Below are 19,856 nucleotides of genomic sequence, written 5' to 3' on the forward strand. Positions count from 1 at the left end.
GGGGCGGGGCATGCAGGCACATCGCTACGCGATCTATCTTGCTCCTGCGGAACCGTTCCGCACGCTTGGGGCGCAATGGCTGGGGCGCTGCCCGGACAAGGGACTGGATGCTGGCGCGCTCGTGTCCGCGCCCATCCCCGTCCCCGACGATCCCCGCCGGAAGGCATGGGTCGGGGCGCCGGCGCATTACGGGCTGCACGCCACGCTGAAGCCGCCGTTCCGGTTGGCCGAGGGCACCGACGCCACGATGCTCGATGCCGCCGCGCGTGCCTTCGCGCAGGGCCGCCCGGCGTTCGACGTGCCCCTCGCGCTTCGCGCTTTGCGTGGCTTTATCGCATGGTGCCTCGCTGAACATCCCCATGGCAGGCAGCAGATGCATGCGCTGGCCGACGATGCCGTCCGCGCGTTCGAGCGTTTTCGTGCTCCCGCCACGCCCGAAGAGATCGCGCGGCGCAACCCCGCGCGGCTCGGCGATGCGCAACGCGACATGCTTGCGCGGTGGGGCTACCCCTATCTCTTCGAGACGTTCGTGTTCCATATCACGCTGACGGGCATGGTGCCGGAGCCGGAGTTGCGCGACGCCATGTCGCTGCTCGAGCGCCTGGCCGCTCCCCTGCGCGATGTGCCACTGCATGTCGACGGCATCGCGGTGTTCGTCCAGCCAGCGCGCGGCGAAGACTTCCTCGTCGCCCGGCACTACGGGTTCGACGGCTCCGTCACCGATGGCGCGGGCGCCGCGTACATGGCGCCATGATGCCCGGCATGTCGCGGCGCGCTGGCGTCCCCGCTGTTGTTCCGGCTGTTGTTCCCACCCATGGGCCCCATCGGGGCAGCGGACTGTTCTACGTGATGGGCCCGTCGGGCAGCGGGAAGGACTCGCTGCTGCGCGCCTTGCGCGAGCGGCTGGGCCACGACGACCGGATCGTGATCGCGCATCGCTACATCACGCGCGAGGCCGACGCCAACGAAGCTTCGGTGGCGCTGTCGACCGAGGAATTCCAGCGGCGCGAGGCGCTGGGCTGCATGGCGCTGCACTGGCAGAGCCATGGCCTGCACTATGGCATCGGTATCGAGATCGAGGCATGGCTCGCGCGAGGCCTCCGCGTGATCGTCAACGGCTCGCGCGAGTATCTGCGGCATGCGGTGGCGCGCTATCCGGCCTTGGTCGCCGTGCATGTGCGCGTGCAGCCGGAGGTGCTTGGCAAGCGGCTGCGGCAGCGCGGCCGCGAATCCGAGTCCGCGATCGCCGCACGCCTGGCGCGCGCGACGCAGCCCTTCGATGTGCCTGCGGATTGCCGCCTTGTCGAGCTCGACAACAGCGGCGCGCTCGACGACGCCGTCGCGCGGCTGGCGACGATCGTCGCCGGTTGATGCCTGAACGTTGTAGGCGCCCTCTCCGAGCAGGAGAGGGCAGGTGTGTGCGTTATGCCGCGGCGTTCGCCCGCGTGCAGCGCGCGGCCATCGCCATGTAGTGCGACAGCGGCGGCGTCTCCAGACCGACGACCTTTGCCAGGTCGTCATAGCGCCGCAACCGCACGGCCGCCAGCGCATGCGGCTGCTGCGCAAAGGCATCGGCCTTCGTCTCGTCGAACGGTCCCCCCTGGAGCACGAGGCTATGCACCGAAGCCGGCGACAGCGTATCGTGATAGCCCGCATCGCGCGCGCAGAGATAGCGCTTGGCCGCCACATGCAGCCGCACGGGCTCCGTCACCGCATCGTCGAACAACGCGGCCAGCGCGCCCGCGGCGGCCTCCTGATGGCGCATGTCCGTCGTCGAGCTCTCGGCCAGCATCAGGTGCCCCACATCGTGTAGCAACGCCGCGACGATCAGCGCTTCCGGCTCGCCGGCCTGCTCGGCCAGTTGCGCGCATTGCAGCGCGTGCGCGGTCTGGCTGATGGCCTCGTCACCGTAGTAGTTGGTGCCGTGGTTCGCAAACAGCGTTTCGATCTGCGCGAGCGTGAGGGTCGGGGTTGGGGTCATGAACGTGGCGATGTGAAAGAGGTCGTGTGGCTCAGACGAGCACCTTGCGAATCTGCGCGGACAGCATGTCGATGGCGGTCACGAACAGCACGATGATGATCATCACCGCGCAGGTCTGCCCATACTGGAAGCTGCGGATGATCTCCCACAGCACGGTGCCGATGCCACCCGCACCGACGATGCCCACCACCGAGGCCGATCGCACGTTCGATTCGAAGCGATATAGCGCGAACGAGAGCCACAGCGGCAACACCTGCGGAATCACGCCATAGACGATCTCCTCGATCGGGCCCGCGCCCGTCGCGCGCACGCCTTCGACGGGACGCGGATCGATCGCCTCGACCGCTTCGGCAAACAGCTTGGCAAGCACGCCCGTCGTATGCACCCAGATCGCGAGCACGCCCGCGAACGGGCCGAGGCCGACGGCCACGATGAACAGCATCGCGAAGACCATCTCGTTGATGGCGCGGCACGCATCCATCAGGCGACGGGCCGGTTGGTAGATCCACGGCGGCACGATATTGGCCGAGCAGAGCAGGCCCAGCGGCACGGCCATCACGACCGCGAGCGCGGTCCCCCAGACGGCGATCTGCACCGTGACGAACATTTCGTCGAGGTAGTGGCGCCACTCGCGGAAATCGGGCGGGAAGAAGTCGGCGGCAAACCTGGCCATGTTGCCGGAGTCGTTCAGCAGGTCGAGCGGACGCATGTCCGCGCCTTTCCACGACACGGCGAGCGTGGCCAGCAGGATGGCCCAGATCAGCATCACGGCGAGCGACGTGCGCGGCGGCCGCACAGTCGTGGGATTGGTGGGCGTGGCGGAGAGGGACATGGCGGGAATAGGGGTATACGGGTGAGACGGTGCGGACCGCGATGCGCGAAGCCGGCGACGTATGTGCCTATAAGACATATGCGCCTATAAGACATACGCGCGTATAAGACATATGCGGCCGGCTTCGCGCGGGGGGCGGCGCCTGGTTACTGCGCGCTGGCGGCGAGCTTGTCGAGCTCGGCCAGACGGCGCGAAACGTCAGCGAGTTGCTTTTCCTTGTCGGCGGCAGCCATCGACGTATCGGCTTCGATCTTCGCCTTCTCCTTGGCGAGGTCGAGCTGGCGAATCGGCACGAGCTGCGCATCCGTGGAAGGACGGAAGCCTTGATACGTCAGCGCGGAGAGCAGCTGCTTCTCGCGCGCCGCGTCAGGGCCCTTGCCGTAGTTCACGAAGAACGTCTTGATCCTGGCCTTCGTGTCGGCCGGCAGGTCCTTGCGGTAGACGAGCGGATCCGCCGGAATCAGCGGCGACTTCCACAGCACGCGCACCTGATCGAGGGCGTTCTTGCCGGTGCTGATGCGATAGCGCTCGATGGCTTCGGTGTTGGCCACCGCCACGTCCACCTGCTTGTTCATCACCGACAGCAGGTTGGTTTCATGGTTGGCGATGCGCACGGCCTTGAACAGCGTCTTCGGCTCGACCTTGTTGGCGGCCCACAGGTAGTAGCCCGGCACCGCGGTGCCCGACGTCGAGTTGGGATCGCCGGCGCCGTAAGACAGGTCCTTGCCGCGGCGGATCACGTCCTCGACCGACTTCAGGTCGCTGTCCTTGTTGACCAGCAGCACCGACCAGTAGCCCGGGTTGCCGTCCTTGTCGATGACCGACGCGAACACTTCACCGTTGGCGCGGTCCACGGCTTCGATGGCCGACTTGTTGCCGAACCAGGCGACCTGCACCTTGTTGAAGCGCATGCCTTCGATGATGCCGGCGTAGTCCGACGCGAAGAACGGCTTGACCTGCACGCCGAGCGCCTTGCTCAGGTCGTCGATCACCGGCTGCCATGCATTCTTGAGGTTCGACGACGATTCCGTCGAAATGAAGCCGATATTGATGACCTTGGCGTCCTGAGCCAGCGCGGGCGTGGCAACGGTGCCGGCCACCACGACGGTCATGGCCGCGGCGGCGGCGAAAAAGGTTCTGCGAAGCATGGGGGACTCCGGATGTGAAAACGTTGAGTGAAAAGCGCGGGAAAAATGCGGAATCGGGCGGCGGATCAGACGGCGGCCATCACGGCGGGCGCGGTCACGCGTTCGTCGGCGCCGGCCTTGCCGTCATGCGCGCCGTGGTGTGTGTCGTGCAGCAGTTCGTCGGCTTCCGTGCCGTAGAGATCGCGCAGCATCGACGCGGTGAGCGCGGCGGAGGGGCCGTCGTAGACCACCTTGCCGTGGCGCAGCGCCACGACGCGGGGGCAATAACGCATGGCCACATCCACCTGGTGCAGGGACACGACCACGGCCACCTTGCGCGTGCGATTGATCTGCGCCAGCAGCGTCATCACGCGGCGCGACGATTCCGGATCGAGCGAGGCGATCGGCTCGTCGGCAAGAACCACGTTGGCGTTTTGCACGAGCGTGCGCGCGATCGCGGCGCGCTGCTGCTGGCCGCCCGATAGCGTCGAGGCGCGCTGAAACGCATAGTCGTCTATACCAACCTGAGCAAGGGCTTCCAGACCGGCCTGCACTTCGTTTGCCCGGAAAATGCGCAACAGGCTGCGCCATTTCGGCACGCGCGTCAGCATGCCGACGAGCACGTTGGTCAGTAGCGGCAGGCGGCCCACCAGGTTGAATTGCTGGAAAACGAAGCCGATTTCGGCACGCACGGCGCGCACATTGCGCGCCAGGCGGCCGTTACGCTGCACCACGCGGCCATTGACGAGAATTTCGCCAGCGCCGGCATCGCCCGTGACGAATCCCGCCACGTGCCGCAGCAGCGTGGACTTGCCGGAGCCCGAGGCACCCAGCAATGCGACCATCTCGCCCGGTGCCACCTGCAGCGAGACGTCGTCGAGTGCCTTGCGATCGGCCCGGAAAGTTTTCGAGAGCCCGCGGACCTCGATTGCATGCGTCATGTCCACTCCTCGTTGAATGACACGGCGCATTCTGGAGGGGGTGGATGACAGAACGATGACGCTACATCAGGATGATGTCGTACTGCTCCTGATGAAACGTCGACTCCACTTGCAGGGAAATGGGCTTGCCGATGAAATCCCCGAGCATCGCCAGATGCTGGCTTTCTTCCTCCAGGAACAGGTCGATGACTTCCTGCGAGGCGAGGATGCGGAATTCGCGCGGGTTGAACTGGCGGGATTCGCGCATGATTTCGCGCAGGATGTCGTAGCACACCGTGCGCGGCGTCTTGACCTGGCCCTTGCCCGTGCAGACGGGGCACTGTTCGCACAGCACGTGGGCGAGCGATTCCCGGGTGCGCTTGCGCGTCATCTCGACAAGGCCGAGCTGCGAGAAGTTGTTGACCGTGATGCGCGTGCGGTCGCGGGACAGCGCCTTCTTGAGCTCGGCGAGCACCTGATCGCGATGCTCGGCGTTCTCCATGTCGATGAAGTCGATGATGATGATGCCGCCGAGGTTGCGCAGACGCAGCTGGCGCGCGATCGTATGCGCGGCTTCGAGGTTCGTCCGGAAGATCGTGTCGTCGAAATTGCGTGCGCCGACGTAGCCGCCCGTGTTGACGTCGATCGTTGTCATCGCCTCCGTCTGGTCGATCATCAGATAGCCGCCGGACTTCAGGTCCACGCGGCGCGACAACGCGCGTTCGATCTCGGCGTCGATGTTGAACAGGTCGAAGATCGGCCGTTCGCCCGTGTAGTGCGACAGGCGCGGCAGCACAGCCGGCGTGTATTCCTGCGCGAACTCGACGAGCTTTACATAGTTCTCGCGCGAGTCCACCTGGATGGAGCCGGTGGCGTCGCTGATGAAATCGCGCAGCACGCGCTGCGCGAGGTTCAGATCCTGATAGAGCAGACTCGGCGCGGGCAGCGTCGTCGCGTTGAGCTTGATCGCCGACCAGATCTTGCGCAGGTAAGCGATATCGTTGCCGAGTTCATCGTCGCTCGCTTCTTCCGCGATCGTGCGCACGATGAAACCGCCGCGTTCGTCGGTCGGCACCAGGCCCTGCACGCGCGCGCGCAGCGCTTCGCGATCGACTTCGCCCTCGATGCGCTGCGAGATGCCGATATGGGGGTCCTGCGGCAGATACACGAGTGTGCGGCCCGCGATGCTGACCTGCGTCGAGAGCCGCGCGCCCTTGGTGCCGATGGGGTCCTTGATGACCTGCACCATCAGCGCCTGGCCCTCGTACAGCGTCTTCTCGATGGCGAGGTGGACGCCGTTCTTGTTGTCGGGATCGCGGGGGTGCCAGATGTCGGCGACGTGCAGGAAGGCGGCGCGCTCGAGTCCGATATCGATGAACGCCGACTGCATGCCGGGCAGCACGCGCACGACCTTGCCGAGGTAGATGTTGCCGACGAGCCCGCGCGTGAGCGTGCGCTCGACGTGCAGTTCCTGGACGGCGGCCTGCTGCACGATGGCGACGCGGGTTTCCTGCGGAGTGATGTTGACGAGGATGTCTTCAGTCATGGCGATGGCAATCTTCTCAGAACCGCAATCCCGCCTCGCGCAACAGCGCGGCCGTCTCGAACAGGGGCAGTCCCATGATACCCGAATAGCTTCCCGAGATACGTTCGATGAACTCGGCCGCGCGGCCCTGAATGCCATAGGCACCCGCCTTGCCGAGCGGCTCGCCGCTGGCGGCGTAGCGATCGATCTCCTCCCCGCTAAGCGTGCGGAAAGTGACCTCCGAGATCGACAGCGCATGGTGCGTGCCGGCCACGGAGACCACGGACACCGCCGTCAGGACGCGGTGCGTGGTGCCGGAGAGCGTGGCGAGCATCGCGGCCGCCTCGGCCGCATCGGCGGGCTTGCCCAGGATGTCGCCGCCGCGGCAGACCGTGGTGTCGGACGTCAGGATCGGGCGCGCGGGCAACCCTCGCCGCTGGCGGCGCTGCAGCGCGGCCTCCGCCTTGAGCGCGCACACGCGCTGCACGTAGGTGTCCGGCGACTCGCCGGGCAGCACGGCCTCGAGCGCCTCGGCGTCCTCGGCGGCATCGGCGAGCAGCAGTTCGTAGCGCACGCCCAGCTGCGTGAGGAGTTCACGGCGGCGCGGGCTCTGGGAGGCGAGGTACAGGATGTCGTAGAGGGACAGGTCCATGGGCATGGGGAGGGGCTGGGCACCACGCCGGGCGGACAGATGCCTCAGACGCGGTGATAGGGGTGGTTCTGGGTCACGGACCACGCGCGATAGAGCTGCTCGGCCAGCAGCACGCGCACCATGCCATGCGGCAGCGTGAGGCTGGACAAACGGATCAGCGTGTTCGCGCGCGCCTTCAACGCGGGATCGAGCCCATCGGCACCGCCGATGAGAAAGGCCACGTCGCCGCCTTCACGCTGCCAGCCGGTCAGTTGCTCGGCCAGTTTGACGGTGGTGAGGTCCTTGCCGCGCTCGTCCAGCGCGACGATGCGCGGACGCGTCAGCGGGGCGAGGGCGGCCTCGATGCGGGTCGCCTCGCGCTGCATGACCGTCGCGGCGTTGTTGCTCGACGACCGTGCCTCCGGCTTGATCTCGCGCAGTTCGATGCGCAGCTCGGGCGGCATCCGCTTGGCATACTCTGCAAAGCCCGATTCGATCCACGCTGGCATCTTGTGGCCGACGGCCACGATCACGAGTTGCATGCAAAAATCGCCCGGTCGTTACGGATACCGCCTGCCGATCAGGCCGAGCGCTTGCGCGCGGCGGTCTTCGCGGCGGTCTTGGCCGCGGTTTTGGTCGCGGTTTTTGTTGCAGTCTTCGTGGCGGTCTTGGCTGTGGCGGTCTTGGTCGCAGCAGTCTTGGTCGCAGCGCTCTTCGTCGCCGTCTTGCGCGTCGCCGTCCCGGTCGTCTTGCCAGCGGTCTTGCGCGCGGGCGCCTTCGCCGGAACGCCCGTGGACGCCTTGCGCGTGACGGGCTTGCGGCCCATCGTGGCCAGCGCGTCCGGATCGGTGTCCTCGTGGCCCATCGGCGGCGAGGGTTCCTTCATGCCCTCGGGCAGGCGAGCCAGCGCCGGCTTGAGGTTGGTCGCGCGCTTCGCGCGCGGGGCGCGTTCGGCCGCCTCCTCGTCCTCGTCGTCCATCGGCTCGCTGGCCTTGGCCAGGCCCTTGCCGGTGGAGAGCTTCATGCGCACCGGCTTGTCGCCCCAGATTTCCTCGAGGTTGTAGTACAGGCGCAGCTGCGGCTGCAGAATGTGGACGACCGCGTCGCCGCAGTCGACGAGCACCCATTCGCCCGTCTCCAGACCCTCGACAGCGACGATATGGCCGCCGGCGTCCTTCACGGTGTCGCGGACGGAGGCGGCGAGCGCCTTCGTCTGCCGATTCGAATTGCCGCTGGCGATCACCACCCGGTCGAACAGCTCGGTCAGGTGAGTGGTGTCGAACACCTTGATGTCCTGCGCTTTGACATCCTCGAGCCCGTCGACGATGGCGCGTTGCAGTTTCTTAATATCCATGGTGTGTTCTTGTTCAGCCTTGATTCGAGTTGGGAGGCGAGTCGCTCCGGGCCTTGTGATAAAGACCGTGACTCGCGATGTAGTGTGCCACGCCCTCGGGCAGCTGGTCATCTGCCTGGGCATCCGGCGTGTCGCCACTGGCCAGACGGGCGCGCAGGCCGGTGGACGACAGATCGACGGCAAGCGTCTGGTCGAGCCACATGCGGCCGGAGGGCGTGGATTGTATCAGGTGCTTGTCCGCCAGCCGCGCGGCCATGCTGGCGCGCACGGGACCTTCCAGCGTGGCGAGGTCGAAGCCCGGCCGCGTGGCCACGCACAGGTGCACATGCTCGAACAGGTCTTCCCATCCGTGCCACGTGTGCAGGCGCAGCAATTGGTCGGCGCCCATGAGCCACGACATCGACGCTTCGGGGCCATATTGCTCGCGCAACTGGCGCACCGTATCGATGGTATAGCTGGGGCCCGCGCGATCGACTTCCATGCGGCTGACGCCGACTTTGGCCGCGGTATCGCCGACGGCGGCCGCGGCCAGTTCCGTCATCGCGAGCCGGTCGGCCGCGGGCGTCACGTCGTCGCCTTTCTGCCAAGACTGGCCCGTGGGAATCCAGACGAGCTCGTCGAGCCCGAGATGTTCGATGAACAGTTGCGCCAGGGCGACGTGGCCGCGATGGGGCGGATCGAACGTGCCGCCGAGAATGCCGAGACGATAGGGGCGATCGAAACGATGGGCGGCTGTCACGGAAATGGTCATTGCGCGCCGCCGTTTCCCGCCATGCCGAGCCAGTCCTTCGGCGGCAGGAAGTCGCTATACAGGGCGGCTTCCGCACTGCCCGGCTCCGGTTTCCAGTCGTAGCGCCAGCTGACCTGCGGCGGCATCGACATCAGGATCGATTCGGCGCGGCCGCCCGACTGCAGGCCAAACAGCGTGCCGCGGTCGAACACCAGATTGAACTCGACGTAGCGGCCGCGGCGATACGCCTGGAAGTCGCGCTCGCGCTCGCCATAGGGCATGTCCTTGCGCGCCTGCAGGATGGGCAGGTACGCATCGAGGAATGCATCGCCCACGGACTGCATCATCGCGAAGCTGCGATCGAAACCGAGCGCGGAAAAGTCGTCGAAGAACACGCCGCCGATGCCGCGTGCCTCGCCGCGGTGGCGCAGGAAGAAATACTCGTCGCACCACTGCTTGAAGCGCGGATACAGGTCATCGCCAAACGGATGCAGCGCCCGTTCGCAAGTGCGATGGAAATGCACGGCGTCGCGCGTGTCGCCGTAATAGGGGGTCAGGTCCATGCCGCCGCCGAACCACCACACGGGTTCCGCGTCGGGCTTCACGGCCACGAAGCAGCGCACGTTCATGTGCACGGTCGGCACATACGGATTGCGCGGATGGAACACCAGCGAGACGCCGGTCGCCTCGAAGCTGCGGCCCGCGAGTTCCGGCCGGTTGGCGGTGGCGGAAGGGGGCAGCGTGTCGCCGCGCACGTCGGAGAAGCCCACGCCCGCGCGTTCCATCACGGCACCGCCTTCGAGGATCCGCGTCCGGCCGCTGCCGCGCAGGCGCTCGGTGGGCGGCTTCTCCCAGGCGTCGGTGAGGAACGCCTGGCCATCCACCGCCGCAATGGCGTCGGTGATGCGGTCTTGCAGACCGAGCAGATAGGCACGGACTGCCTGGGTATCGATCATGATCGGGAGATCGTATGGGCTCGTAGGGCTCGTATGGGCCGGTAACAAAACCGCCGACGGTCGGTATCAACAACGTCGGCGGTCATCGTGATGTCATGTCACGATTGTACCGGCTGGCTGCGCGTCACGGGTCGTGTGGCGCCAGCCGGGGGAGGAGGGAAGCCTCAGCGGCGGATGGCCCGGTAGCCAATGTCGGTCCGGTACTGCATGCCGTCGAACCGGATCTGTTCCACCGCGGCATACGCGTTCTTCTGCGCGGCCTTGACCGTGTCGGCGAGGCCCACCACGCACAGCACGCGGCCGCCCGAGGTCAGCAGCTTGCCATCCTGGAGCGTGGTGCCTGCGTGAAACGTCACCGCATCGGGCGTTTCCGCGGGAATGCCGGTGATCTCGTCGCCGTTGCGCGGCGTGTCCGGGTAGTTGTACGCGGCCATCACCACGCCCAGCGCGGTCCGGCGGTCCCAGTCGAGCTCGACTTCATCGAGGCGCATGGTCACCGCGGCTTCCATCACATCGACGAGGTCGGTCTTGAGGCGCGCCATGATCGGCTGCGTTTCCGGATCGCCCATGCGGCAGTTGAACTCGAGCGTCTTCGGGTTGCCGTCCTTGTCGATCATCAGGCCCGCGTACAGGAAGCCCGTGTAGGGAATGCCGTCTTTCTCCATGCCGCGCACGGTCGGCATGATGATCTCGCGCAGCGCGCGGGCATGCAGCGCGGGCGTGACCACCGGCGCGGGCGAGTAGGCGCCCATGCCGCCCGTGTTGGGGCCGGCATCGGCGTCCAGCAGGCGCTTGTGGTCCTGGCTCGTGGCCAGCGCGAGCACGTTCTTGCCATCGACCAGCACGATGAAGCTGGCTTCCTCGCCCTCGAGGAATTCCTCGATCACGACGCGGGCGCCCGCATCGCCAAGCTTGTTGCCGTCCAGCATCATGTCCACGGCCGCATGCGCTTCCTCGAGCGTCATGGCCACGACCACGCCCTTGCCCGCGGCGAGGCCATCGGCCTTGATCACGATCGGCGCGCCCTGCGCATCGATATAGGCATGCGCGCGCGCGGCGTCGGAGAACGTCTCGTACGCGGCGGTCGGGATGTTGTGGCGATGCATGAAGGCCTTGGCGAAGTCCTTCGACGACTCGAGCTGCGCGGCGGCGCGCGTCGGGCCGAAGATGCGCAGGCCGCGCGCGCGGAACACGTCCACGATGCCGCGCGCCAGCGGCGCCTCGGGGCCCACCACGGTGAAGGCCACGCCCTCGCGCTCGGCGAACGCGGCAAGCACCTCGGGGTCGGTCAGCGGCACGTTCTGCAGGCGCTTGTCGAGCGCCGTCCCGCCATTGCCGGGCGCCACGTAGACGACCTGCACCTTGGGCGACTGGGCCAACTTCCAGGCCAGCGCATGTTCACGGCCACCGGAGCCGACTACCAATACTTTCATGTTCCACTGCCAGATGAGAAACGGATGCGGGCCGCGGCCGTTTCGGGAGTTTTCGGGGGTTCGAGTCGCGCCGAGGCGTTACTCCTCGATGACCGCGTTGGTGAAGACTTCCTGCACGTCGTCGAGATTTTCGATGGCGTCCAGCAGTTTCTGCATTTTCACGGCATCGTCGCCCGTGAAGCTCACCTCGTTCTGCGGCTTCATCACGACGTCCGCCACTTCGGCCTTGAAGCCGGCCGCTTCCAGCGCGGCCTTCACGGCGGAGAAGTCGTTCGGCGGGCAGGTGACTTCGATCGAACCGTCCTCGTTGCCGACCACGTCGTCGGCGCCCGCTTCGAGGGCCGCTTCCATGAGCTTGTCCTCGGGCGTGCCCGGCGCGAACAGGAACTGGCCGCAGTGCGTGAACATGAACGCCACGGAGCCTTCCGCGCCCATGTTGCCGCCATGCTTCGAGAAGGCGTGGCGCACTTCCGCCACGGTCCGCGTGCGATTGTCGGTCAGGCAATCCACGATGATCGCGGCACCGGCCAGGCCGTAGCCTTCGTAGCGGATTTCTTCGTAGTTGGCGCCTTCCAGACCACCCACGCCACGCTGGATCGCGCGCTGGATGTTGTCCTTGGGCATGTTCGCGTCCATGGCCTTGTCGATCGACAGGCGCAGGCGCGGGTTGGAGTCGGCATCGCCGCCGCCGAGCTTGGCGGCCACGGTGATTTCCTTGATGAGTCGCGTCCAGACTTTGCCGCGCTTGGCGTCAGCGGCGGCTTTCTTGTGCTTGATGTTGGCCCATTTGGAATGACCGGCCATGATTCTTTTCTCCGAGGCGGATGCGCGGTGGTGCGAAGCAATGTCCCTGCACCATGTGATGGATGTGCCAGCCTGCTGGCTATAATCAGCGCAGGATTTTATCACGCGGTCACCTTGCCCTGACGGCCGCCTGTGCTAACCGAGACTCCCATGGCCGATCCCATCCTCCTAGCCAAGAACGCCGACCACGAACTGGTGCTGCTGCCCGAGATGGGCAACCGGCACGGCCTCATCACCGGCGCGACCGGCACCGGCAAGACCGTCACGCTGCAGACGCTCGCGCAGGGCTTCTCGCGCCTGGGCGTGCCGGTGTTCATGGCGGACGTCAAAGGTGATCTGACCGGCATTTCCCAGCCGGGACAGGCGTCCGAGAAACTCAAGGCGCGGCTGGCCGAGCATGGCCTGCCGGAACCGGTCTGGGGCGGCTGCCCGACGACGCTCTGGGATGTCTTCGGCGAGAAAGGCCACCCCGTGCGGGCCACGGTGTCCCACATGGGGCCGCTGCTGCTGTCGCGGATGCTCGAACTCAACGACACCCAGCAGGGCGTGCTGAACCTCGTGTTCCGCATCGCCGATGCCAACGGCCTGCTGCTGCTCGACGCCAAGGACCTGCGCGCGATGCTCCAGTACGTCGGGGACAACGCCTCGCAGTTCACCACGGAGTACGGCAACATCTCGGCGGCGTCGATCGGCGCGATCCAGCGCGGACTTGTCGCGCTCGAGTCGCAGGGCGCCGACCAGTTCTTCGGCGAGCCGATGCTGAACCTCGAGGACTTCATCCAGACGGAAAAGGGGCAGGGCGTCGTCAACATCCTCGCCGCCGACAAGCTGATGAACGCGCCGCGCCTTTACGCGACGTTCCTGCTGTGGATGCTGTCGGAACTGTTCGAAAAGCTGCCCGAGGCGGGCGACCTCGACAAGCCCAAGCTCGTGTTCTTCTTCGACGAGGCGCACCTGCTGTTCAACGATGCGCCGAAGGGTCTGCTCGACAAGATCGAACAGGTGGTTCGGCTCGTGCGTTCCAAGGGCGTCGGCGTGTACTTCGTCACGCAGAATCCGCTCGACATTCCCGACACGGTGCTCGGCCAGCTCGGCAATCGCGTCCAGCACGCGCTGCGCGCGTTCACGCCGCGCGACCAGAAGGCCGTCAAGGTGGCCGCGACGACGATGCGCGCGAATCCGAAGCTGTCGCTGGAGCAGGTCATCGGCGAGCTCGGCGTGGGCGAGGCGCTGGTCTCATGCCTCGATGGCAAGGGCATTCCGGGCATTACCGAACGCGCATGGGTGCTGGCGCCGGGTAGCCGCATCGGGCCGATCGACGACGCCGAGCGGAAGCAACTGATCGCCACGTCGCTGGTCGCGGGCACGTATGAAAAGGCAATCGACCGCGAGTCGGCCTACGAGAAACTGCGCGGCGACGCGGGGCATGCCGCGCCGGCGGATGGCAATGGCGGTGGGGGCGAAAAGAGCCGCAGCGGCAAGGCGTCAACCGTCGGCACGCCGCCCGGTGCCCCCACGGACGCGCCGGCGGAGCAAGGCGGCTGGCTCGGTCAGGCCGGCGATATCTTCGGCACGCTCACGCGCGGCACCGGCAAGAGCGGCCGCGGCGACTCGATCCTCGAGTCCATGGCCAAATCCGCGGCGCGCACGGTCGGTTCGCAGGTAGGCCGCGAGTTGATTCGCGGCGTGCTGGGCAGTCTGCTGGGTTCCGGACGGAAAAAGTAACGCCGCTCAGTTCTTGGTGCCGAACAGGCGGTCACCGGCGTCGCCGAGGCCCGGCACGATGTAGGCGTGCGCGTCGAGGTGGCTGTCCAGCGACGCGACGAACAGCTTCACGCCCGGATGCGCCTTCTGGAAAACTTCCACGCCTTCCGGCGCGGCGACAAGCGCGACGAACGTGATGGCGTCATCCTTCACGCCGCGCTTCTTGAGCACGTCCACCGCGTGCGCGGCGGAATAGCCCGTGGCGACCATCGGATCGCAAAGGATGAAGCTGCGGTCTTCGAGGTCCGGCAGGCGCACGAGGTATTCCACGGGACGATGCTGCTCGTCGCGGTACACGCCGATATGGCCGATACGCGCCGACGGCACCAGTTCCACGAGGCCGTCGCTCATGCCCACGCCCGCGCGCAGCACGGGCACGATCGTGAGCTTCTTGCCGGCGATGACGGGCGCTTCCAGCGGGGTCAGCGGGGTCTCGATATGGCGCGTGGTCAGCGGCAGGTCGCGCGTGATCTCGTAACCCATCAGCAGCGTGATCTCCCGCAGCAGCTCGCGGAACGTGCGCGTGGACGTTTCCTTGTCGCGCATGTGCGAGAGCTTGTGCTGGATCAGCGGGTGGTCGAGGATGAACAGGTTGGGGAAGCGCGGATCTTGTTTCATGCTGGCAGTCTGGAGTCCCGCCGAGGGGACTCGGCAAATGAGGGGCGGGCGCCGCGCGGCTCGGCCGGCGCGGACCCGATGCAGCGCGATTGTAATGGCATTGGCCGCCGGCCGGTCACGACCGCGCTGTCCGGTCTTCTCCCCACCCCTCGGTTGACGCTCGGTTGGCCACGCGGTTGGCCACGCTGTTGCGCGCCTAGTCCACGGTAATGGCCGCTTCCTTCGCGACCTTGCCGAAGCGGTCGTACTCGGTCTGCGTGAGCGACTGCAGTTCGGCCGCGCTCGACCCCTTCGGATTGAAGCCGGCCTGCACGAGCTTGTCGCGCACGTCCGGCCGCGCGAGCGCTTCGACGAAGGCGGCATTGAGCGCCTGTACCACGGGCGCCGGCACATTGGGCGGGCCATACACGCCAAACCACGGCTCCACCGAGTAACCGGCCAGACCGGCCTCGGCAAGCGTCGGCACGTTCGGCAGGGACGGGGATCGCGTCTTGCCGGCGACCGCCAGCGCGCGGAGCTTGCCCGCCTGGATATGCGGCAGGGAGGCCGGCAGGTTGTCGAACATCACCTGCAGATGGCCGCCGAGCATGTCGTTAATGGCCGGGCTGCTGCCCTTGTACGGCACGTGCACGAGTCCTGTCTGCGTCATTTGCGAGAACATGGCGCCGGCGAGGTGCATCGAGGTGCCGGTGCCGGCGGTCGCATAGGTCAGTCCCGGATGCGCCTTGGCGTAGGCGACGAGCTCGGGCACCGTCTTCACGGGCAGGCTTTCGCTGACTTCGAGCACGATGGTCGAGGTGCCCAGCAGGCTGATCGCGGTGAAGTCCTTGCGCGGGTCGAACGGCACGTGCTTGTAGATATGCGGGTTGAGCGCGTTGGTCGAGATGGCGCCGAAGCCGATCGTGTAGCCGTCGGGCGCGGCCTTGGCCACCGCGTCCATGCCGATATTGCCGCCCGCGCCGGGGCGGTTCTCGATGACGACCGGTTGCCCGAGCTTCTCCGCCACGCGCTGGCCGACGGTGCGCGCGACGAGGTCGGTGGTGCCGCCGGCCGCGTAGGGCACGACGAATCGGATCGGCTTGGACGGGAAGGCATCGGCGGCCTGCGCGGTCGGGAGCCCGAGGGCGAGCGATATGGGGAGGCTAAGGACGGATGGAATCAGGACGGACTGAATCAGCCTGCGGCGGAGGCGATGGGTGGACGGCATGACGCGAATGTCTCCAATGATGGCAATCTGGTTATCGTGGCGCCGGCCGCGCTTGTGACGCGAACCGCGCGCGAGCCATTGTAGGGGAGGGGGCGTCTTCGTGCTTGCGCCTTTTGACATACAATCGGCGGGTTCCGGCGCAAGGCGTCCCCACGCGCCTGCGCCGCCGGCCCGCATCGCAGACCGTCCCCGTGACCGCTTCCCAGAAATCCGTCTCCCCATCCGTTCCGCAACCCGCGGACGTTGCCGCCGCGCAGCGCTACGGGTTGGCCGTCGCCGCCGTCGGCGCCGTGCTGTTCTCCGCCAAGGCGATCGTCGCCAAGCTGATGTACCGCTACGACGTGGACGCCGTGATGGTCATCACGCTGCGCATGCTGTTCGCGGTGCCGCTATTCATGGCCATCGGCTGGTGGCAGGCGCGCAAGCTGCCCGCGCTGTCATGGGCCGATCGCGGGCGCGTGGTGTTTCTGGGCTTCATCGGTTATTACCTGTCGAGCTTCCTCGACTTCATCGGCCTGCAATACATCACGGCCGGCCTCGAGCGCCTGATCCTGTTCCTGACGCCGTCTTTCGTGCTCCTGACCACCGCGCTGGTGTTCCGCCGGCCGATCCATGCGCGCCAGTGGATCTCCCTGCTGCTTGCCTATGCGGGCATCGTGCTGGTCTTCGCGCATGACCTCGACGTGAGCGGCGCGCAGGTATGGCTCGGCGGCGGACTGGTGCTCGGCAGTGCGTTGTCGTATGGTGTGTACCTGATTCTGAGCGGCGAGCTCGTGCGGCGCGTGGGTTCGCTGCGGCTGGTCGCGTATGCGATGTGCGTATCCACCGCCTGCTGCGCGATCCAGTACGTGGTGCTGGGCCGTCCGTTCGCCGAACTGGTGCAGCCGGCGCCGGTGATGTGGCTGTCGGTCATCAACGCGGTGTTCTGCACCGTGCTGCCCGTGTCGATGACGATGGTCGCCGTGGCGCGCATTGGCGCGCCAATGGCGTCGCAGGCCGGCATGATCGGCCCGGTGTCCACGCTGGCGCTCGCGTTCTGGCTGCTTGGAGAGCCCGTCACCGGCGTGCAGCTCGCCGGCAGCGCGCTGGTGCTCGGGGGCATGTATTTGCTGTCCGCGCGCAAGACCTGATTGAATCAACCACACAACACCCAACGGAGAGAGAAGACATGGATTTCGGATTGCGCGGTAAGCATGCGCTGGTGTGCGGCGCGAGCAAGGGTCTCGGGTTTGCCTGCGCGGATGCGCTCGCGGCCGAGGGCGTCGACGTGGTGATCGTCGCGCGGGGCGCGGAGGCACTGGAGAAGGCCGCGGCCGATCTGCGCGCGCGCCACGGCCGCCGCGTGATCGCGGTGGCGACCGACATCACCACGCCGGAGGGCCGCAAGCTCGCGCTCGACGCGGTGGCCAAGCTCGGCAACCTCGACATCCTCGTGAACAACGCGGGCGGCCCGCCTCCGGGCAACTTCCGCGACTGGCAGCGCGATGACTGGATCGCCGCGATCGACGCCAACATGCTGACGCCGATCGAACTGATCAAGGCGACCATCGACGGCATGATCGAGCGCAAGTGGGGCCGGGTGATCAACATCACGAGCGGTGCCGTCAAGGCGCCGATCGACGTGCTGGGCCTGTCGAACGGCGCGCGTTCGGGCCTGACCGGTTTTATCGCCGGCCTCGCGCGCGAAGTGGCACAGCACGGCGTGACCGTGAACAACCTGCTGCCCGGCCCGTTCAATACGGACCGCCTCTACAAGACGATGGAAGGCGCGGCCAAGAAGGCCAACCTGACCATCGACGAAGTATCGGCACGCCGTGCCGCCGCCAACCCGACCCGCCGCTTCGGCGAGCCGGCCGAGTTCGGCGCGGCCTGCGCGTTCCTCGCAAGCAAGCAGGCGGGGTTCATCACGGGCCAGAACCTGCTGCTCGACGGCGGCGCCTTCCCGGGCACGATGTGACATGGCGTCCGCACCCGCCGCGTCATCCGCATCGTCTTCCGCATCGTCTTCCGCATCGGTCGTTCGTATTGCGCTGATCGCCCACGATCACAAGAAGGACGACATCGTGGCGTTCGCGGAGCGGCATCGGGCGTTCCTCTCGCAGTGCGAGCTGCTGGCCACCGGGACGACCGGCGGCCGCATCGCCGACGAGACGGGACTCTCGGTGACGCGCATGTTGTCGGGCCCGTGGGGCGGGGATCTGCAGATCGGCGCGCAGCTTGCGGAAGGGCGCGTTACCGCGGTGATCTTCCTGCGCGATCCCATGACGCCGCAGCCGCACGAGCCGGACATCAACGCGCTGGTGCGGGCGTGCGACGTGCACAACGTGCCGTGCGCGACCAATCTCGCGACGGCCGAGCTGGTGCTCGCGCAGCTGTCTACCGCGGCCTGACCGTCGTCGCGGTGGCGCGCAGGCTGGCCTGCCGCAGGATGTGGGGCGGCAGGCGCTTCAGCATCAGATGGACGGCAAGGGGAATGAGAACCACGTCGTCGACGATGCCGAGGCCGGCGACGAAGTCGGGAATCAGGTCGATCGGCGACACCGCGTAGACCAGCAACGCGATGGTGGCCGGACGCAGCCAGACGGGCGCGTCAGGGTGCCGCAGCGCAAACCACAGCATCCGCCCGTCGCGGCGGATCATGGTCCACAAGGCGGAAAAGCGTTTCCACATGGAAGGGCCTCCTCGATCACGCGGACCGCGCAACGCACGCGGCCCAAGCAATTAGCTTGGGCCGTTCTTTCCCGCTTCAAGTTCCGCCGGGTTTTACCCCGGCGCCAACCACAACGCGTCAGCCCGGAACGTTGCCTTCCACGCCTTCCACGTAGAACTTCACGTTATGCAGGAACGCGTCGTCGGCCGTCTGGCCCGCGGCAACCTGTTCCTTGCCCGCGTTGTCCTTGATCGGACCCTTCCAGATCGGCGCGGAGCCGTCGACAATGCCCTTCTTGCGTTCTTCCACGAGCGTCTTCACGTCGGCCGGCACGACGCCGTTGAAGCCCTTGAGGTCGATCATGCCTTCCTTCAGGCCCCACCAGATCGTGCTGTTCTTCCACTGCTTGTTCAGCACGTCGTCGACGACCTTGGTGTAGTACACGCCCCAGTCGATGACCGACGCCGCGAGGTGCGCCTTCTCGCCGAACTTGCTCATGTCGCTGTCCCAGCCGAAAGCGTAGACGCCTTTCTCCTGCGCGGTCTGCACCACGGCCGCCGAGTCCGTGTTCTGCATCAGCATGTCCACGCCCTGGCCGATCAGCGTGGTCGCGGCTTCACGTTCCTTGCCCGGATCGAACCACTTGTTGACCCACACGACCTTGACCGTCGCCTGCGGATTCACGCTGCGCGCGCCGATCGTGAACGAGTCGATGTTGCGGATGACCTCGGGAATAGGCACCGATGCCACCACGCCCATCTTGCCGCTCTTGCTCATCTTGCCCGCAACCACGCCGGCGAGATAGGCGCCTTCATAAGTGCGCACGTCGTACTGCGCGAGGTTGTCGGCGGTCTTGAAGCCCGTGGCGTGTTCGAACTTCACGTCCGGGAATTCCTTCGCCACCTTGAGCATCGACTCCTGATAGCCGAACGTGGTGCCGAAGATCAGCTTGTTGCCCTGGCTGGCCAGATCGCGGAACACGCGCTCGGCGTCGGAGGCGGACTCGGGCACGTTCTCGACGTACGACGTCTTCACCTTGTCGCCGAACTTCGCTTCCACCGCCTTGCGGCCGGCGTCGTGCGCGAAGGTCCAGCCCGCATCGCCGACCGGGCCGATGTAGACGAACGCGACCTTGAGCGGTTCGCCCGCCGCGGCGGCGGCCGGTGCGGAGGCGGGGCCTGCCGACGCGGCCGGGGCCTCGTCCTTCTTGCCGCAGCCCGCCAGCGCGAGGACGGTGGTGGCCGCGATGGCCGCCAGTGTCGTTCTGCGTGTAACGTTCATGATCTCTCCTTGTGCGATGGTCTTGGTTGTGTTGTGGATGGCG

At 66.7% G+C, this 19,856-nt stretch carries 22 protein-coding genes; 6 read left to right on the plus strand and 16 right to left on the minus strand.

Annotation, left to right across the window (positions count from 1 at the left end):
• The first annotated feature begins 10 nt into the window (after positions 1 to 10).
• Positions 11 to 754: a DUF1045 domain-containing protein gene (locus KHP16_RS17065; RefSeq protein ID WP_211960723.1), complete on the plus strand. Its 744-nt coding sequence runs from the start codon at positions 11 to 13 to the stop codon at positions 752 to 754.
• Positions 755 to 849: 95 nt separating this feature from the next.
• Positions 850 to 1,371 (plus strand): phosphonate metabolism protein/1,5-bisphosphokinase (PRPP-forming) PhnN, encoded by a 522-nt coding sequence (gene phnN / locus KHP16_RS17070; RefSeq protein ID WP_244214529.1) that lies wholly within the window; start codon positions 850 to 852, stop codon positions 1,369 to 1,371.
• 52 nt (positions 1,372 to 1,423) lie between these two features.
• Here phnN and KHP16_RS17075 read toward each other — a convergent pair whose 3' ends face one another.
• The 12 genes from KHP16_RS17075 to KHP16_RS17130 form a co-directional block, all read right to left on the minus strand.
• A complete protein-coding gene (locus KHP16_RS17075; RefSeq protein WP_211960724.1) occupies positions 1,424 to 1,981 on the minus strand; it encodes a phosphonate degradation HD-domain oxygenase in 558 nt (185 codons plus the stop codon).
• A gap of 31 nt (positions 1,982 to 2,012) precedes the next feature.
• Positions 2,013 to 2,813: a phosphonate ABC transporter, permease protein PhnE gene (gene phnE, locus KHP16_RS17080; protein ID WP_109580435.1), complete on the minus strand. Its 801-nt coding sequence runs from the start codon at positions 2,811 to 2,813 to the stop codon at positions 2,013 to 2,015.
• A 146-nt stretch (positions 2,814 to 2,959) separates the two neighbouring features.
• Positions 2,960 to 3,961, minus strand: a complete 1,002-nt coding sequence (gene phnD / locus KHP16_RS17085) for a phosphonate ABC transporter substrate-binding protein (RefSeq protein WP_109580436.1) — start codon at positions 3,959 to 3,961, stop codon at positions 2,960 to 2,962.
• Between the two features lie 65 nt (positions 3,962 to 4,026).
• Positions 4,027 to 4,881, minus strand: coding sequence for a phosphonate ABC transporter ATP-binding protein (gene phnC / locus KHP16_RS17090; protein ID WP_211960725.1), 855 nt, complete (start codon positions 4,879 to 4,881; stop codon positions 4,027 to 4,029).
• A 61-nt stretch (positions 4,882 to 4,942) separates the two neighbouring features.
• Positions 4,943 to 6,406 carry a ribonuclease G gene (rng, locus tag KHP16_RS17095; RefSeq protein ID WP_109580438.1) on the minus strand — a complete coding sequence of 488 codons (1,464 nt, stop codon included), beginning with the start codon at positions 6,404 to 6,406 and terminating at the stop codon, positions 4,943 to 4,945.
• Between the two features lie 16 nt (positions 6,407 to 6,422).
• The gene (locus KHP16_RS17100) at positions 6,423 to 7,037 is read right to left on the minus strand and encodes a Maf family protein (protein WP_109582593.1); all 615 of its coding nucleotides are present in this window, start codon (positions 7,035 to 7,037) and stop codon (positions 6,423 to 6,425) included.
• Positions 7,038 to 7,081: 44 nt separating this feature from the next.
• Complete coding sequence (rlmH, locus tag KHP16_RS17105; RefSeq protein ID WP_109580439.1) at positions 7,082 to 7,558, minus strand: 23S rRNA (pseudouridine(1915)-N(3))-methyltransferase RlmH; 477 nt, start codon at positions 7,556 to 7,558, stop codon at positions 7,082 to 7,084.
• Positions 7,559 to 7,596: 38 nt separating this feature from the next.
• Positions 7,597 to 8,370 carry a ribosome silencing factor gene (gene rsfS / locus KHP16_RS17110; RefSeq protein ID WP_211960726.1) on the minus strand — a complete coding sequence of 258 codons (774 nt, stop codon included), beginning with the start codon at positions 8,368 to 8,370 and terminating at the stop codon, positions 7,597 to 7,599.
• A 13-nt stretch (positions 8,371 to 8,383) separates the two neighbouring features.
• Positions 8,384 to 9,121 carry a nicotinate-nucleotide adenylyltransferase gene (locus tag KHP16_RS17115; RefSeq protein WP_211960727.1) on the minus strand — a complete coding sequence of 246 codons (738 nt, stop codon included), beginning with the start codon at positions 9,119 to 9,121 and terminating at the stop codon, positions 8,384 to 8,386.
• A complete protein-coding gene (gene hemF / locus KHP16_RS17120) occupies positions 9,118 to 10,056 on the minus strand; it encodes an oxygen-dependent coproporphyrinogen oxidase (protein ID WP_109580441.1) in 939 nt (312 codons plus the stop codon). Before hemF ends, KHP16_RS17115 begins: the two co-directional genes overlap by 4 nt.
• Before the next feature lie 164 nt (positions 10,057 to 10,220).
• Entirely contained in the window at positions 10,221 to 11,489 is a 1,269-nt protein-coding gene (purD, locus tag KHP16_RS17125) for a phosphoribosylamine--glycine ligase (protein ID WP_109580442.1), read from the minus strand.
• Between the two features lie 78 nt (positions 11,490 to 11,567).
• Entirely contained in the window at positions 11,568 to 12,293 is a 726-nt protein-coding gene (locus KHP16_RS17130; RefSeq protein WP_109580443.1) for a YebC/PmpR family DNA-binding transcriptional regulator, read from the minus strand.
• A 150-nt stretch (positions 12,294 to 12,443) separates the two neighbouring features.
• On the opposite strand from KHP16_RS17130, the gene KHP16_RS17135 reads away from it, so the two are divergent.
• Complete coding sequence (locus tag KHP16_RS17135; protein ID WP_115952629.1) at positions 12,444 to 14,018, plus strand: helicase HerA-like C-terminal domain-containing protein; 1,575 nt, start codon at positions 12,444 to 12,446, stop codon at positions 14,016 to 14,018.
• 6 nt (positions 14,019 to 14,024) lie between these two features.
• On the opposite strand, the gene upp is transcribed toward KHP16_RS17135, so the two are convergent.
• Together upp and KHP16_RS17145 are read right to left on the minus strand one after the other, a co-directional pair.
• Positions 14,025 to 14,675, minus strand: coding sequence for a uracil phosphoribosyltransferase (gene upp, locus KHP16_RS17140; protein WP_109580445.1), 651 nt, complete (start codon positions 14,673 to 14,675; stop codon positions 14,025 to 14,027).
• Between the two features lie 196 nt (positions 14,676 to 14,871).
• Complete coding sequence (locus KHP16_RS17145; protein WP_211960728.1) at positions 14,872 to 15,882, minus strand: Bug family tripartite tricarboxylate transporter substrate binding protein; 1,011 nt, start codon at positions 15,880 to 15,882, stop codon at positions 14,872 to 14,874.
• A 191-nt stretch (positions 15,883 to 16,073) separates the two neighbouring features.
• On the opposite strand from KHP16_RS17145, the gene KHP16_RS17150 reads away from it, so the two are divergent.
• From KHP16_RS17150 to KHP16_RS17160, 3 genes are read left to right on the plus strand one after another with little or no spacing between them, the layout of a single operon-like run.
• A complete protein-coding gene (locus KHP16_RS17150) occupies positions 16,074 to 17,012 on the plus strand; it encodes a DMT family transporter (protein ID WP_415831110.1) in 939 nt (312 codons plus the stop codon).
• Between the two features lie 38 nt (positions 17,013 to 17,050).
• A complete protein-coding gene (locus KHP16_RS17155) occupies positions 17,051 to 17,839 on the plus strand; it encodes an SDR family oxidoreductase (RefSeq protein ID WP_109580448.1) in 789 nt (262 codons plus the stop codon).
• A 1-nt stretch (position 17,840) separates the two neighbouring features.
• A complete protein-coding gene (locus KHP16_RS17160) occupies positions 17,841 to 18,272 on the plus strand; it encodes a methylglyoxal synthase (RefSeq protein WP_244835836.1) in 432 nt (143 codons plus the stop codon).
• On the opposite strand, the gene KHP16_RS17165 is transcribed toward KHP16_RS17160, so the two are convergent.
• Both KHP16_RS17165 and KHP16_RS17170 read right to left on the minus strand, forming a co-directional pair.
• Positions 18,259 to 18,552 carry a YkvA family protein gene (locus tag KHP16_RS17165; RefSeq protein WP_121490629.1) on the minus strand — a complete coding sequence of 98 codons (294 nt, stop codon included), beginning with the start codon at positions 18,550 to 18,552 and terminating at the stop codon, positions 18,259 to 18,261. The two genes, KHP16_RS17160 and KHP16_RS17165, sit on opposite strands and share 14 nt — an antisense overlap.
• 118 nt (positions 18,553 to 18,670) lie before the next feature.
• Positions 18,671 to 19,813: a BMP family ABC transporter substrate-binding protein gene (locus KHP16_RS17170; RefSeq protein WP_211960729.1), complete on the minus strand. Its 1,143-nt coding sequence runs from the start codon at positions 19,811 to 19,813 to the stop codon at positions 18,671 to 18,673.
• Between the last annotated feature and the right edge of the window lie 43 nt (positions 19,814 to 19,856).

Source organism: Cupriavidus plantarum (genome assembly GCF_905397285.1).
In the GTDB taxonomy this organism is placed as follows: domain Bacteria; phylum Pseudomonadota; class Gammaproteobacteria; order Burkholderiales; family Burkholderiaceae; genus Cupriavidus; species Cupriavidus plantarum.